The organism is Streptomyces sp. NBC_00310, from assembly GCF_036208085.1.
Classification (GTDB): domain Bacteria; phylum Actinomycetota; class Actinomycetes; order Streptomycetales; family Streptomycetaceae; genus Streptomyces.
Genome location: NZ_CP130714.1, coordinates 9071314 through 9085698, shown reverse-complemented (window position 1 = coordinate 9085698; position 14385 = coordinate 9071314). Strand labels below are relative to the sequence as shown.

The window sequence follows — 14385 nt, the reverse complement described above, 5'->3', positions numbered from 1 at the left end:
GGGCCGCCGTGGGCCGCCGTGGGCCGCCGTGGGATCCAACGGTGTCCGGCAGCCCCTGGCAGACCTGTGCCACCTCCCGCCGCTACGCCGTGCGTCCCGCCACGTACCACCTCGACGGCAGTTCGATCCGGGTGCCGTCGGCCGCGTACTCCGTGGTGACCAGCGGAAGTTCGCCGTCGGCGACGAGGGTGAGGCCGGATGCGCCCAGGTACTGCGGGATCGCGGCGTCGGAGACCTCGCCCGGGGCGATTCCGTGGCGGAAGACCGGGGCGAGTTTGGCGGGCGGGCCGGTGGGGCTCTGGGCGAGGCCCATGAGAACGGGCTTGGCGGCCTCGGCGAGTTCCACGAGGCACGCCCGGCCACGCTCTCCCAGCAGCGTGGCGACGGTGTCGACGAGGCGTTGGCGGTCGTCGGGCTCGCACTGGTGCAGAACGCCGCGTACGTAGACGTTGGCGTCGCCGAGGTCCGTGTGGAGGGTCTCGGCGTCCGCCTTGTCGGCGGCGTCGAGCAGGCGGTAGGCAGCCCGGCCTGCGGGGTCGGCGCGGCGGGCCCGGTCGAGGGCGGCGGCGCTGAGGTCGGCGCCGATCACCCGGGGGAACCGGTCGGCCAGGAACCGGGTCTGGGTGCCGTTGCCGCAGCCCAGGTCGACGAGGGGCAGGGCGGGGTCCGTCAAGTACGGCTCGAACAGCGCGAGATGGACGGCCGCGGTCCGTTCGGGCCCGGCGTCCCAGAAGACCGCGCCCGGTTCGTCGGGGGCCTCCCGCCAGAACCCCTCCCAGGCCTCCCGGTACCGACTCGTCACGCTCATGCCCAACCCCCCGGAACAGCGACGCGGCCCACCGCTGCGGCGGCCGAGACCGGTCTATCGCGCCCGGATGGCAAGGACAAGCACCGTGCGCGCACCTTCACCTCTCGTTCAGATCACGCGCGCCGCCCAGCGCCCCGCACGCCCCCCGGCTCCGGCTCTCTCTCCTCTGCCCCGGCGCAAGCGACCGCCCGCAGGCTCAGCGCCGCCTCGGCAGCGTCAGCTCGAACCACACCGTCTTGCCCGCGCCCGTCCGGCTCGTGCCCCACTCGCGGGCCAGGGTCGTCAGGACGCGCAGCCCGCGGCCGAACTCGTCCGTGGGCGCCGCGCTGAGCAGGGTCGGCAGGGTGGGGTCGTCGTCGTAGACCTCGCACTGCAGGGTGTCGCCGCGGACGAGGCGGAGTTCGATGCGCCGTCCGCGCGCGTGGCGTACGGCGTTGGTGACGAGTTCACCGACCAGGAGCGCGGTGGTGTCCGCGAGGGCGTCGAGGCCCCAGACGTACAGCTGTTCGCGGACGACGGCGCGGGCGCGGCCCGCCTCGATCGGGTCGGGGGTGAGGCGCCACTCAGCGACGTCCTCGGGTTCGATGCCGTTGAGCCGCGCCATCAGCAGGGCCACGTCGTCCTTGCGGCCGCCGCGCGTGTTGAGGGCGCGGATGATCGTGTCGCAGGCGTCGTCCATGGAGGCGGCCGGGTGGGCGGCGGACTCGCAGAGCGTCGCGAGGCCCACGCCGATGTCCTCGCCGCGCATCTCGACGAGGCCGTCGGTGCACATCACGAGCCGGTCGCCGGGCTCCACGCGCACGCGTACCGCCTCGAACGGCACCCCGCCGACTCCGATGGGCGCGCCCGTGGGCAGGTCGAGGAGTTCGCTGCGGCCGTCCACCGCACGGACCAGGACGGGCGGGATGTGCCCGGCGTTGGCCAGGTGCAGTTCGCCCGCGATGGGGTCGTAGACGGCGTAGAGGCAGGTCGCGAGGTAGTGCTCGCCGAGGCGCTGGGCGAGGTCGTCGAGGTTGCGCAGGAGCTGCGCGGGCGGCAGGTCGAGGGCGGCCATGGTCTGGACGGCCGTGCGCAACTGGCCCATCATCGCGGCGGAGTTGAGGCCGTGCCCCATGACGTCGCCGACGACCAGGGCGGTGCGGGCGCTGGGCAGTTTCACCGAGTCGAACCAGTCGCCGCCGACCCGCCCGAGCAGGGTGCCCGGGAGGTAGCGGGTGGCGATGTCGCAGCCCGCCATGTGGGCCTCGATCTGCGGGAGCATGCTGTCCTGGAGCGTCTCGGCGACGTTCTCCTGGTACGTGTACATGCGGGCGTTGTCGAGGACGAGGCCCGCGCGGGCGGCGAGTTCGGCGCCGGTGACGCGGTCCATGTCGTCGAAGACCTCGCGCTCCGGGTGGCGCAGCAGGATCATGAAGCCGAGCACCACGTTGCGGGCCTTCAGCGGCACGACCAGCATGGAGCGGTTGCTGATCAGCGGCCGGATGTCGCGCTTCTCGAACTGCGCGGCGATCGCGTGCCCCATCTGCTCGCTGATGCGCGGCACGAGGACGGGCTCGCCCGTGGTCATGCACTGGAAGAACGGGGTGTGTGCCGGGAACGGCATGGCCTCGCCGACGGGTACGACGTCGTCCCAGCGGCCCGGCTCGTCGGTGTGCTCCACGGCCACCCGGTGCCACATGGTCGTCGTGTCCGGCACCCCCTCGGGGAAGCCCTCACCGGCGACGACCTGTTCGCGCAGATAGGTGCCGGCGACGTCGGTGAAGCGGGGCACGACCGCCCTGCTGACCTCGACGATGGTCCGGGACAGGTCGAGGGAGGTGCCAATACGTCCGCTGACCTCGTTGAGGAACTCCAGGCGCTCGCGTACGGCCGCGTATTCGAGGTCCTCACCCTCGTCGCGCACGTCCTGAGGGACCGGCCGCCCTTCGGCGACGGCGCGCGCGGCCCGTTCGCGGCGCGCCTGTCGCTCCGCGCGCCGGGGTACGCCCCAGTCCGGGGTGACGGGCACCCGGTCGTTCTGGCTGAACTCCAGTATCGGATAGCCCAGTTCGAGGACCTGGGCGACGATGCGGGCGCCCTCGCCGACGCTCATGCTGGGCAGGATCTCGGGGAGCCTGCGGGCGAGTTCCTCGGCGCCGGGGAAGTCGGTGTGCAGGGCGAAGCCGGGCGCGATGCGCTCGACGGCCACGGCCGCCGTCGCGTTGTCGTCCGGCCGCCGCAGTGTCTCGGCGTCGGCGGCCAGCACGAGGAGCCGCTCCCGGCCCGGGCCGACCAGGGGGTACGCCCACCACAGGACGTCCACGCGGCCGCCGTCGGGCACGGTGAGGCGGGCGCGGCCCGCCGCCGGGTAGGACAGATGTCCGTCGAGGGAGGTCTCCAGGTCGTGGCCGAGCGCGTCGTACCCGCCGTATGCCCCGTGGGGCGGGATGTCGTCGTCGTCCGGGAGGGCGCCGGAGACGGGCAGCAGGTCGAGGGCGGGGCGGCCCACCGCGTCGTCCTTGGCTGTGCCGAAGAGCCGGCGTGCGCCGGTGCTCCAGTGCGACACGAGGCCGGCGCGGTCGACGAGGACCACGGCCAGCGGGATGCGGCCGGGCGCGGCGTGCTCCGCCGTGCCGTCACCGGCTCCGGGGCCGATCTTCGCACCCGTGTCGGTGCCACGGTCCATGGCCAAGGCCCTTTCTCCCCGCGGCTCGCAAGATCTGCGCCGCCCCCACTACCGTACGGCTGCGTAGCGTCGCGATGTGTGGCAATACGCGAATTGCTCCGTAGGAGCCTCCGGCGCACGCGCAGGCCACACGGGCGGCGCACGATCGCTGGCACGCCCCTCGTCACCGGCGTCGGCGGTCCCGTTCCCGACGGCTCAGTCCGCGTAGCCCAGGTGCAGGTCCCGTTCCGCCCTCCCACCGGCGGCGACCTGGAGCACCGTGGCGACGGGGGGATATCCGGTGGCGATGACCGTGTACTCGCCGGAGGAGAGGTCGACGAACCGGAACGTTCCGTCGACGCCGGTGGTGATCGTGTCGACGACGTTCCCGGCGGCGTCGAGGAGTGTCACGCGCGCGTCCTCCACCGGTCGGCCGCCCCCGGAGCGGACCGTGCCCCGCAGGACGGCTCCCCCGGCGAGTTCGACGTCCTGGCGGGTCTCGCGGGCGGCCCGGACGACGACGGGGAGCGCGGCCGGACGGTAGGAGTGGGCGCCGGCGGCGAGGGTGTACTCCCCGGCGACCAGTTCGGTGATGAGGTACTCGCCCTCCTCGCCGCTGCGGGTGGTCACGACGACCTCGCCGTGGACGTCGGTGAGCGTGACGGTCGCGTCGCTCACCGCCCGGCCGTCCGTCGTCCGCACCACCCCGGCCAGGCGCCCCGCGCCGCCGAGCACGATGTCGACCTCGACCGGGCGGTCCCCGACGGTGACGCTCACGGCCTGCGGCTGGTGGCCGCCGGCGGTCGCGATCAGCACGTACGCCCCCGGTCCGGGCGTGGACAGCGCGTACCGTCCGTCCTCGCCGCTGCCGCCGCGCCCGGTCTGCCGGCCGGTGGCGTCGATGAGCGTGAGCGCGGCCCGGGGCACGACGGCGCCGTCGGACTGCTGGACCGTGCCGCGGACGGGGACCGCGGGGACGTACGGCGAGCGCGGCGGGACGGGGGTCCCCCCGCCCGAGGGGTGGGGCAGCGCCCGCGGGCTCCGGACGGCGGGCGTGGGCGCGGGCTCGGCGCGGACCTCGTCGAAGGGCACCGGTGTCTTCTCCTTGAGGAAGCAGGCGACGAGGATCCCGAGGACGAGCACCGGCGTGAGGTACGGGAAGATCCCCGGCATGGCCTCCGCGTAGGCCTCGACATGGGCGTCGCGCAGCGGGGCGGGCAGGGCGTGCACGAGGTCCGGGGTGAGGGAGCCGGGGTCGGGGAGGACGGTGCCCGCGCGCTCCGGCAGGCGCTCGGCGAGCCGGGCCGTGAGGAGCGCGCCGAAGGCGGCCACCCCCACGCTGCCGCCCATCTGCCGCAGGTAGTTGCCGGCGGCGGTGGCGGGCCCGAGGTCGGCGGGACGCACGGAGTTCTGCACGGCGAGGATCAGGACCGGCATCACCATGCCGATGCCCGCGCCGAGGACGGCCGTCCAGATGCCGAACTGCAGCCGGGGCGTGTCCGTCTCCAGGCGGGACAGCAGCCACACGCCGAGGGCGGTCAGGGCGCTGCCGAGGACCGGGTACGTCCGGTAGTGCCCGGTGTGGCCGATGAGTCGGCCGGAGACGACGGACGCGCCGACGATACCGGCCATCATCGGCAGCATGAGCAGTCCGGACTCGGTGGCGGAGATCCCGCCGACCATCCGCAGCTGGGTCGGCAGGTAGGTGGCGGTGGTGAACAGGGCGACGCCGACGGCGATCCCGGCGAGGCCGGCCACGACGAAGACCGGGTCCCGGAACAGCCGGAGGGGGACGAGGGGTTGGGGGGCGAACCGCTCGACGACGAGGAAGAGGACGGTCGCCGCGACCGCGCCGGCGGCGAGCGCGAGGACGAGCCGTGAGTCCCACGCGTGGGCGGTGCCGCCCCAACCGGCCAGCAGCACCAGGCAGGTCGAGGCGACGGCGAGCAGCAGCGTCCCCAGGACGTCGAGACGCCCCTTGGCCGTGGGCTTCGGCAGTCTCAGGGCGAAGGTGACGACGGCCAGGGTGAGGAGCCCGAGGGGCACGTTGAGGTAGAAGCACCACCGCCAGGAGAGGTGATCCGTGAGCCGGCCGCCGAGGAGCGGGCCCGCGACGGAGGCGAGGCCGAACACGGCGCCGACCAGGCCCAGGTAGCGGCCGCGGTTCCGGGACGGCAGGAGGTCGGCGATGATCGCCTGCACACCGATCATGAGGCCACCCGCGCCGACGCCCTGGAGCGCGCGGAACGCGATGAGCTGATCCATGCTCCGGGAGGACCCGGCGAGCGCGGAGCCGGCCACGAAGACCGCGAGCGCGAACTGGAAGACGCCCTTGCGGCCGCGGAGTTCGCCCAGGCTGCCGTAGACGGGCAGGGTGACGGTGGCGGTGAGCAGATAGGCCGTGATCGCCCAGGACATACGGTCCACGCCGTGCAGTTCGCCGACGATCTCGGGGAGGGCGGTGGCGACGACCATCTGCTCCAGCGCGGCGAGGAGCAGGACGAGCAGGAGGGCGGAGAAGACCAGCCGGACGCGGTGCGGACCAGGTCGGGGAGGTCCGTCCGCGGGTGATGGCGTCGCGGGTGTGGTGGCCAGCTCGTCCTTCACCAGTGTGATCGCGCCCATGCGTACCGCTCCCTCGTCGCACTTACCGCACAATTCCCGCGTTAAGCGGCAACTGTCGGCAAGTGCGGCGAGTTACGGCATTCCGGGGAGCGTCAGGGAGATCCACTCGAACCGGTGAGGGCGGCAACGCTCCCCGGGGGTCCGCCCGTTGGTCCGGGCACCGTCGGCGACGCCACTCCCGGCCGAGGCGCTACTTCTCCACCTCGGTGGCGAGGTTGGCGAGGAGGGCGTCGTAGATGCGGCCGAGCCCCTTGGGGGCGAAGGTCTTCTCGAAGAAGCCGCCGATGCCGCCGGCGCCCTGCCAGGTGGTGGTGACGACGACGCGGGAGCTGCCCTCGCCGGCCGGGGTGACCCGCCAGACGGTGACCATGGAGGAGTTGCGGTCCTTCTCGACGAGCTCGCCGTCGGAGGGCTCGGTGACCTCCAGGAGGCAGTCGCGGACGCGCTTGCTGGTGGCCTGGAGCTTCCAGTGGACGAGGGTGCCCTCGCCGTCGCCGCCCTCGCGCACCTCGTACTCGCTGAAGTGCTGCGGCATCAGCTTCCCGCGCGTGCCGCTGTAGTCGGCCAGGGTGTCGAACACCGTCTCCGCGTCCGCCGCGACGACTCGTTCGGTGGTGGCCTCGACCTGCGCCATTGCACTTCCTCCAGCACTTGGTAACTCGGGGATGTGCGGAAAGCCAACCACCCCCCGGCCGGACGGCCCAAATCGGGGTGCCCGAAGGGCCCGCGGCGGCCTGCCCGGAGGGCCCCCGACGAGACCTCCACACGATGTTCGAAAACCAGTTCGCACGATCAAGAGAACATGTGTTCTATTCTGGGCTCAGAGCAACCGAGGAGGCGTCCATGCGCTGGGACCATCTGGCCGAGAACCCCGCCACGGCCCGGGACGCCGCGCTGTTCGGCGCGGACCTGGTGACGAGCCGCACCTTCGACACTCCGGAGTTCCGCGGCATGACCTTCCACGAGGTCCGGGCGAAATCGATCGTGAACCGGGTGCCGGGAGCCTCCCGGATGCCCTTCGAGTGGACGGTGAACCCCTACCGGGGCTGCTCGCACGCGTGCGTCTACTGCTTCGCCCGCAAGACCCACAGCTATCTGGACCTCGACACGGGCCTGGACTTCGACTCACAGATCGTGGTGAAGATCAACGCGCCGGAGCTGGTACGCCGCCGGCTCGCCTCGCCGCGCTGGCACGGCGAGCACATCGCGATGGGCACCAACGTGGACTGCTACCAGCGCGCGGAGGGCCGCTACCGCCTGATGCCGGGCATCATCGCGGCCCTGCGCGACCACGCGAACCCCTTCTCGATCCTGACCAAGGGCACGCTGATCCTGCGCGACCTGGACCTGATCCGGCAGGCGGCCGAGGTGGCGGAGGTCGGCATCTCGGTCTCCGTCGGCTTCACCGACCACGAGCTGTGGCGCACGGTCGAGCCGGGCACGCCCGCCCCGGAACGCCGGCTCGACGTCGTACGCGCCTTCACCGACCTCGGCATCGGCTGCGGGGTGCTGATGGCCCCCGTGCTCCCCTTCCTCAGCGACCACCCCGACCGGCTGCGCGCGACCGTACGGGCCGTCGCGGCCTCCGGCGCCACCTCCGTGACCCCGCTGGTGCTGCATCTGCGGCCCGGAGCGCGCGAGTGGTACACGGCCTGGCTGGAGCGCCACCACCCCCATCTCGTACGGCGTTACGAGCTGCTGTACGCGGAGGGCGCCTACGCCCCCAAGTGGTATCAGCGGCAGATCACCCGTCAGGTCCACGAACTGGCCCAGGAGTACGGCATGGGTCCCCGGCGCGCGGAGCTGCCGCGACGGACACCGGTGCGCGAGCCGACCGCGCCGGAGACGGCCCGGGACACGGCGCCGACACAGCTGACCCTCCTCTGACTCTCCTCTGCCCCTTCTCTGCCCCTTCTCGGGGCATCCGGGCGCTTCTCCCGCCCCGATGGGGTCAAGTCCGGGGAGAACGAGTTCCTCCGAGGGCGCGCTCCGGGACGATGCGACGAAGGCCGTGGCGTGCACGGCTCGAAATCCTCCGTCCTGGGAGGCCTGACGATGAAGAAACGCGCAGCTGCTCTGTGCGGTACCGCCGCCGTGTTGGCCGGAATGGTCACGGCGGTCCCGGCCGGCGCGAGCGGCGGTTCCGCCGCCGCCCCGGTGGCGAAGCTCGCCTGGAAGAAGTGCGCCACCGGCGACTACGCGACGCTCCAGTGCGCGTCCCTGAAGGTGCCGCTGGACCACCGCGAGCCGAACGGCAAGAAGATCACTCTCGCCCTCTCCCGCGTCCCGCACACCGCGAAGAAGTACCAGGGCCCCCTGCTGGTCAACCCCGGCGGGCCCGGCGGCAGCGGCCTCACCCTGGCCGGATACGTCGCGTCCTCGCTGCCGAAGAAGGTGGCGGCGCAGTACGACGTCATCGGCTTCGACCCGCGCGGAGTGGGCAAGAGCAAGCCCGCGCTGAACTGCAGGCCGGGCCATTTCGCGCCGGTACGCCCCAACTCCCTGCCGACCACCGCGAAGATCGAGCAGGCCAACCTCAAGCGCGCCCAGGCCTTCGCCGACGCCTGCGCCAAGAAGTACGCGAGCGTGCTGCCGTACATCGACACGATCAGCGCGGTCAAGGACATGGACGCCCTCCGCAGGGCCCTCGGCGCCAAGAAGATCAACTACTTCGGATACTCGTACGGCACCTATCTGGGCGCCGTGTACGCCAAGCTCTTCCCGAACCGGGTACGACGCGCGGTGCTGGACTCCGTCGTCGATCCCACCGGGGTCTGGTACGACGACAACCTCCAGCAGGACCAGGCGTTCAACGACCGCCACCGGGCGCTGATGGCCTGGATCGCGAAGAACGACAAGACGTACAGGCTCGGCACCGATCCGGAGAAGATCGAGGCCAAGTGGTACGTGATGCGGTCGGCGCTGGCCAAGAGGCCCGCGGACGGCAAGGTCGGCGCCTCCGAGCTGGAGGACACCTTCTTGCCCGGCGGCTACTACAACGGCTACTGGCCCTATCTCGCCGAGGCGTTCGCCGCCTTCGTGAACAAGAAGAACGACGACCCGCTGGTCGAGGCGTACGAGAACTTCGGCGCCGTCGACGCGGCCGGCGACAACGGCTACAGCGTCTACACCTCGGTGCAGTGCCGTGACGCGGGCTGGCCGCGCGACTGGGCGGAGTGGCGCGACGACAACTGGGCGGTGTACGAGAAGGCGCCGTTCATGACCTGGAACAACGCCTGGTACAACGCACCGTGCGCGTTCTGGCCCACCAAGTCCCTGGACCCCGTGGACGTCTCCAACACCGCGCTGCCGCCGGTCCTGATCTTCCAGGCGACGGACGACGCGGCCACCCCGTACGAGGGCGGGGTCGTCACCCACCATCTGCTGCGCGGCTCCAGCCTGGTCGTCGAGCAGGGCGGCGGGAACCACGGCATCACGCTGAGCGGCAACGCCTGCCTGGACAAGCGGCTGGCGGCGTATCTGACCGACGGCACGGTGCCGCGCGGCCACGGCGAGGCCGACGCCGTCTGCGAGAAGAACCCCGACCCGAGGCCCCTGAGCACCAAGGGCGCGTCGGCCTCGTCCCGAGGCTCGACGCTGCACGGCCTGCTGGGCTTCCGCGGCTGAGCACGACCCGACGGCGGGGCCGGGGCGCGAAATTCGCGGCCCCGGCCCCGCCGTCCCCTCTAGGGTGCCGCCATGAGCCACGCCCTCCATGACCTCCTCATACGCGAGATGACCCCCGCCGACTGCCGCCCCGTCGCCGAGATCCGCGTGGGCGGCTGGCGGACGGCGTACGCGGGGCTCGTACCGCGGTCGTACCTCGACGCGATGGACGTGGACGAGGACGCCGAGAAGCGCCGCGTGATGCTCTCGAAGGCCGACAACCCCGTGGTCAACGTGATCGCCGAGCGGGCCGGCCAGGTGATCGGCTGGGCGGCGTACGGCCCCTACCGCGACGGCGAAGTCCGCACCGCGGACGCCGAGCTGTACGCGATCTACATTCGACCGGGCCACTTCGGCACCGGAGTCGGCACCGCGCTGCTGAGGGCATCCGCCGAGCGCTGCGCGGCCGCCGGCCACGGCCGCATGCTCCTGTGGGTGCTGAAGGGGAACACCCGGGCCCGCCGCTTCTACGAACACCACGGCTTCACCGCGGACGGCGCCGAGGAGCCCTTCGAGGCGCACGGGGTCGAGGTGCCCGAGGTTCGCTACGTGAGGGAACTCGGCCGCTAACGCTGCCTGGGGATGCGCGCCAGCGCGTGCACCGCCGCCTCCGCGAGTGCCGGATGCGCCAGGGCCTCGTTCAGTACCGTCCTGGCCCGGGCGTCCTTGAGAACCCCCAGTCCCTCCACGCAGGCGAGCGCCACCCGGCGGTAGGGATCGTGCGGTCGCAGACGGCGCTGGAGTGTGGTGATCAGCGCCGGGACGGACTCGGGGGCACGGAGCTCGACGAGCAGGCGTACGGGGTGCAGGGCGTAGGCGACGCGGAGTTCGTTGGTCGCGAGGGCGGCCGCCGCGCGCGCGGTGCGGGGGTCCCCGAGCCGGGCCAGCGCGTATGCCGCGGAGGCGCACCGCGGCGGATCCCGGTGGTTGAGCAGCAGGACGAGTGACTCGAACGCCCGGCTGTCGCCCGCGACACCCAACCGGAACGCCGCCAACTCCCGCGCCCACAACGGCTGCCCCGGCTCGGTCAGAACGGCCGCAAGCTCATCGGTGGACGCGGTCGCGACGAGCCGCTCGTATCCCGCCGCGCCCCCCGACTCGTTCCGCACACGCTCCGTGAGTGATCGCAACTCCTCGTCCATGCCACCGAGCGTACGGGCGCGGACACACTTGGGGGACGTACATCACAAACACGAGGGCTGGCGCGCTCGTTACCCACCAGTTAAGCTCAGACGAGCGAGATACCCACTCGCGTTCGCTCGCGACGGTTTGGTGACGCAGCCGTTGTGAGCACAGTCGGTTCGGTACCTGGAGTACCAGTACGGCTCGGCCTCGGGACAGGGCCGGTCGGTTCAGCCGTTCCCCCGGGCGTGTGCACGCCCCGCGGAGACGGCACCGGGCGTGTGCGTTCATCAGCCCGGCACCACCAACACCCGCATCTCACGCGCTGTTCGCGCGCTCTTCGCGTACCCGCAGCGCTTCCCTCAGTCGTCACCCTCGTCTGGAGTCCCGCGATGGCCACTCCCCTTTCCGACTCGTCACTGTCCCCGCAGCCCCCGTTCAAGACGATCGCCGTGGTCGGCCTCGGCACCATGGGCACCGGTATCGCCGAGGTGCTGGCCCGGGCCGGCCGCGAGGTCGTCGGCATCGACATCAGCGAGGCGGCCGGCGCCCGTGCCGTCGCCGCGCTGGAGGCCGCGACCGAACGTGCCGTGTCCCGTGGGCGGATCACCGAGCGGGAGCGCGGCGACGTCCTCGCCCGCTTCCGCACCTTCACCGACCTGCAGGCCGCGGCCGACGCCGATCTGGTGATCGAGGTGGTTCCGGAGTCGTACGAGATCAAGCAGCAGCTCTTCCGCGAGCTGGACGCGATCGTGCGTCCGGAGGCCGTCCTCGCCACCGGCACCAACGCCCTGTCGGTGACCCGGCTGGCCGCCGAGTCGGCGCGTCCGGAGCGGGTGCTCGGGCTGCACTTCTTCAACCCGGCGCCCGCGATGAAGCTGGTCGAGATCGTCTCCTCGGTGCTGACCGCGCCCCAGGCCGTCGCCGCGGTCACGGATCTCGCCCTCGACCTGGGCAAGGAGCCCGTCGCGGTCGGCGACCGGCCCGGTTTCGTCGCCGACGGGCTGCTGTTCGGCTACCTCAACCAGGCCGCCGCGATGTACGAGGCCAAGTACGCCTCCCGTGAGGACATCGACGCGGCGATGCGGCTCGGCTGCGGGCTGCCGATGGGGCCGCTGGCGCTGCTCGACCTGATCGGCGTCGACACCGCGCGCACCGTCCTGGAGGCCATGTACGCGGCCTCGCACGACCGGCTGCACGCGCCGGCGCCGATCCTCAGGCAGCTCAGCGAGGCGGGCCTGACCGGCCGCAAGTCGGGGCGTGGCTTCTACTCCTACGAGGCCCCCGGCTCCGCCACCGTCGTCCGGGACGCGCTGACGCCGCTGGAGGGGGCCGCCACGGTCCCCGGCCGCACCGTCCGCTCGGTGGGTGTCGCCGGTTCCGGGACCATGGCGTCCGGGATCGCCGAGGTGTTCGCGAAGGCCGGGTACGAGGTCGTGCTGGCCGCCCGCAGCGAGGAGAAGGCGCAGGCCGCGAAGGCCCGCATCGGCAAGTCGCTCGCGCGCTCCGTCGACAAGGGCCGGATGACCGTCGAGGCCGCCGCCGAGACGCTGGACCGGATCACCCCGGCGGGCTCGTACGACGCGTTCGCCGACGTCGATCTGGCACTGGAGGCCGTGGCCGAGGACCTGGAGGTCAAGCGGCAGCTGTTCGCGACCTTCGACAAGGTCTGCAAGCCGGGCGCGATCCTCGCCACCACCACCTCCTCGCTGCCCGTCGTCGCCTGCGCCCGCGCCACCTCGCGCCCGCAGGACGTGATCGGCATGCACTTCTTCAACCCGGCGCCGGCGATGAAGCTGGTCGAGGTGGTCCGCACGGTCCTGACCGCCGACGACGTCCACGCCACCGTCCGCGAACTGTGCGCGAAGGTCCGCAAGCACCCGGTGGACTGCGGCGACCGCGCGGGCTTCATCGTGAACGCGCTGCTGTTCCCGTACCTGAACAACGCGATCAAGATGGTCCAGGAGCACTACGCGACGCTGGACGACATCGACGCGGCCATGAAGCTGGGCGGCGGCTACCCGATGGGTCCGTTCGAACTGCTGGACGTGGTCGGACTGGACGTCTCACTGGCCATCGAGAAGGTCCTGCACCGCGAGTTCCGCGACCCGGGGCTGGCCCCGGCGCCACTGCTGGAGCACCTGGTGGCCGCGGGCTGCCTCGGCCGCAAGACGGGCCGCGGCTTCCGCGAATATGCCAAGCGCTGAGCGGGCGGGCGACGCGGGCGGAGCGGACAGGGACCGGAACGGCCACCCGACGGCGGACACGGACTGGGGCGGCCTGCTCGGCTCCGGCACCCGTCCGCCACCGGGGCGCTCCGCCGCCTCCCCGCTCGCCCACCTGGCCACTCCCCCGTCCGAGCAGGGCGGGGGGATGGCCGGACACGCGCACTCTCCTGCACGAATGCAGTACGTTCGGGGCATGTCCCAGCCCGCCAAATCCTCACGTACACCAGCTGCGCCCGACGCTCCGGAGAGCGCCGCGGGCAGTCGTGCCGCCGCCCAACGCCTCAAGATGCGCCGGGAACTGGCGGCCGCGGCCATGGAGCTGTTCTCGACCAAGGGGTACGAGGCGACCACCGTCGACGAGATCGCGGCGGCGGCCGGGGTCGCCCGGCGCACCTTCTTCCGCCACTTCCGCTCCAAGGAAGAGGCGATCTTCCCGGACCACGACGACACCCTGATCCGCGCCGAGGCGGTGCTCAACGCGGCACCCCAGCACGAGCACCCGCTCGACACGGTGTGCCGCGGCATCAAGGAAGTCATGAAGATGTACGCGGCCCGGCCGGAGATCTCGGTCGCCCGCTACAAGCTGACCCGTGAGGTCCCCACCCTCCGGGAGGCGGAGATCGCCTCCGTGGCCCGCTACGAGCGCCTCTTCACCCGCTATCTGCTGGGCCACTTCGACGAGCACGCCCACGACGACGGCAACGACGACCCGCTGCTCGCCGAGGTGGCCGCGTCGGCGGTCGTCACCGCGCACAACCACGTGCTGCGGCGGTGGCTCCGGTCCGGCGGGCAGGGCGACGTCGAGACGCAGCTCGACCACGCCTTCGCCATCGTCCGCAAGACGTTCGGCACCAGCACCGGCGCGGGCCGCACCCTGGCACCCGAGGCGGCCGCCGCGACGGCCTCCACCCACGGCGAGGTTCTGGTGACCGTCGCCCGCACCGACGCGCCCCTCGACGAGGTCATGCGGACGATCGAAGAGGCGCTCCGGGACCGCTGAAACCCCGGTTGAAACCACCCTTTACTCATCGGTAACTGTGAGAACGGCCACCCCACCGGGTGGCCGTTTTGGCATGTCAGAGGCCCTTTTGGACCCCCGCCTGATCGATCATCGCTCAGGTGTTACGTAAAGATTTCACCTGAGCGAACTTTCTGGCACTCGGTGCCTTGCGGGGTGACACGGCGTGCCATACGTTGAAGGAGTCCGGGCGGCCGGCGTGCAGAGAACTCTCGTACGTCGGCTGTCCCCGCAAACCACGGTCTGCGCGCCCGGACGCCTGCGTCACAGGCAC

Annotated in this window: 10 protein-coding genes; 5 read left to right on the top strand and 5 right to left on the bottom strand. The window is 72.1% G+C overall.

Going from position 1 to position 14385, the window contains the following annotated elements; translation table 11 throughout:
• Positions 1-82 precede the first annotated feature (82 nt).
• The 4 genes from OG202_RS39665 to OG202_RS39650 form a co-directional block, all read right to left on the bottom strand.
• Complete coding sequence (locus tag OG202_RS39665) at positions 83-808, bottom strand: class I SAM-dependent methyltransferase (protein ID WP_327727020.1); 726 nt, start codon at positions 806-808, stop codon at positions 83-85.
• A 196-nt stretch (positions 809-1004) separates the two neighbouring features.
• Positions 1005-3473, bottom strand: coding sequence for an ATP-binding SpoIIE family protein phosphatase (locus OG202_RS39660; RefSeq protein ID WP_328224329.1), 2469 nt, complete (start codon positions 3471-3473; stop codon positions 1005-1007).
• 195 nt (positions 3474-3668) lie between these two features.
• Positions 3669-6077, bottom strand: a complete 2409-nt coding sequence (locus OG202_RS39655) for an MFS transporter (RefSeq protein ID WP_328224328.1) — start codon at positions 6075-6077, stop codon at positions 3669-3671.
• A gap of 190 nt (positions 6078-6267) precedes the next feature.
• On the bottom strand, positions 6268-6711 hold the full coding sequence (locus OG202_RS39650; RefSeq protein ID WP_326574945.1) for an SRPBCC family protein: 444 nt from the start codon (positions 6709-6711) through the stop codon (positions 6268-6270).
• A 209-nt stretch (positions 6712-6920) separates the two neighbouring features.
• On the opposite strand from OG202_RS39650, the gene OG202_RS39645 reads away from it, so the two are divergent.
• The 3 genes from OG202_RS39645 (at position 6921) to OG202_RS39635 (ending at position 10313) form a co-directional block, all read left to right on the top strand.
• Entirely contained in the window at positions 6921-7964 is a 1044-nt protein-coding gene (locus OG202_RS39645) for an Rv2578c family radical SAM protein (protein WP_328224327.1), read from the top strand.
• Between the two features lie 168 nt (positions 7965-8132).
• Positions 8133-9704 carry an alpha/beta hydrolase gene (locus tag OG202_RS39640; protein ID WP_327727034.1) on the top strand — a complete coding sequence of 524 codons (1572 nt, stop codon included), beginning with the start codon at positions 8133-8135 and terminating at the stop codon, positions 9702-9704.
• Positions 9705-9776: 72 nt separating this feature from the next.
• Positions 9777-10313 (top strand): GNAT family N-acetyltransferase, encoded by a 537-nt coding sequence (locus OG202_RS39635; protein WP_328224326.1) that lies wholly within the window; start codon positions 9777-9779, stop codon positions 10311-10313.
• Here OG202_RS39635 and OG202_RS39630 read toward each other — a convergent pair.
• Positions 10310-10885: an adenylosuccinate lyase gene (locus OG202_RS39630; protein WP_328224325.1), complete on the bottom strand. Its 576-nt coding sequence runs from the start codon at positions 10883-10885 to the stop codon at positions 10310-10312. The two genes, OG202_RS39635 and OG202_RS39630, sit on opposite strands and share 4 nt — an antisense overlap.
• Positions 10886-11257: 372 nt before the next feature.
• Here OG202_RS39630 and OG202_RS39625 point away from each other — a divergent pair, with 372 nt between their 5' ends.
• Together OG202_RS39625 and OG202_RS39620 are read left to right on the top strand one after the other, a co-directional pair.
• Positions 11258-13072: a 3-hydroxyacyl-CoA dehydrogenase family protein gene (locus OG202_RS39625; protein WP_326574955.1), complete on the top strand. Its 1815-nt coding sequence runs from the start codon at positions 11258-11260 to the stop codon at positions 13070-13072.
• Between the two features lie 214 nt (positions 13073-13286).
• The gene (locus OG202_RS39620; RefSeq protein WP_326574957.1) at positions 13287-14093 is read left to right on the top strand and encodes a TetR family transcriptional regulator; all 807 of its coding nucleotides are present in this window, start codon (positions 13287-13289) and stop codon (positions 14091-14093) included.
• The last annotated feature ends 292 nt before the right edge of the window (positions 14094-14385 follow it).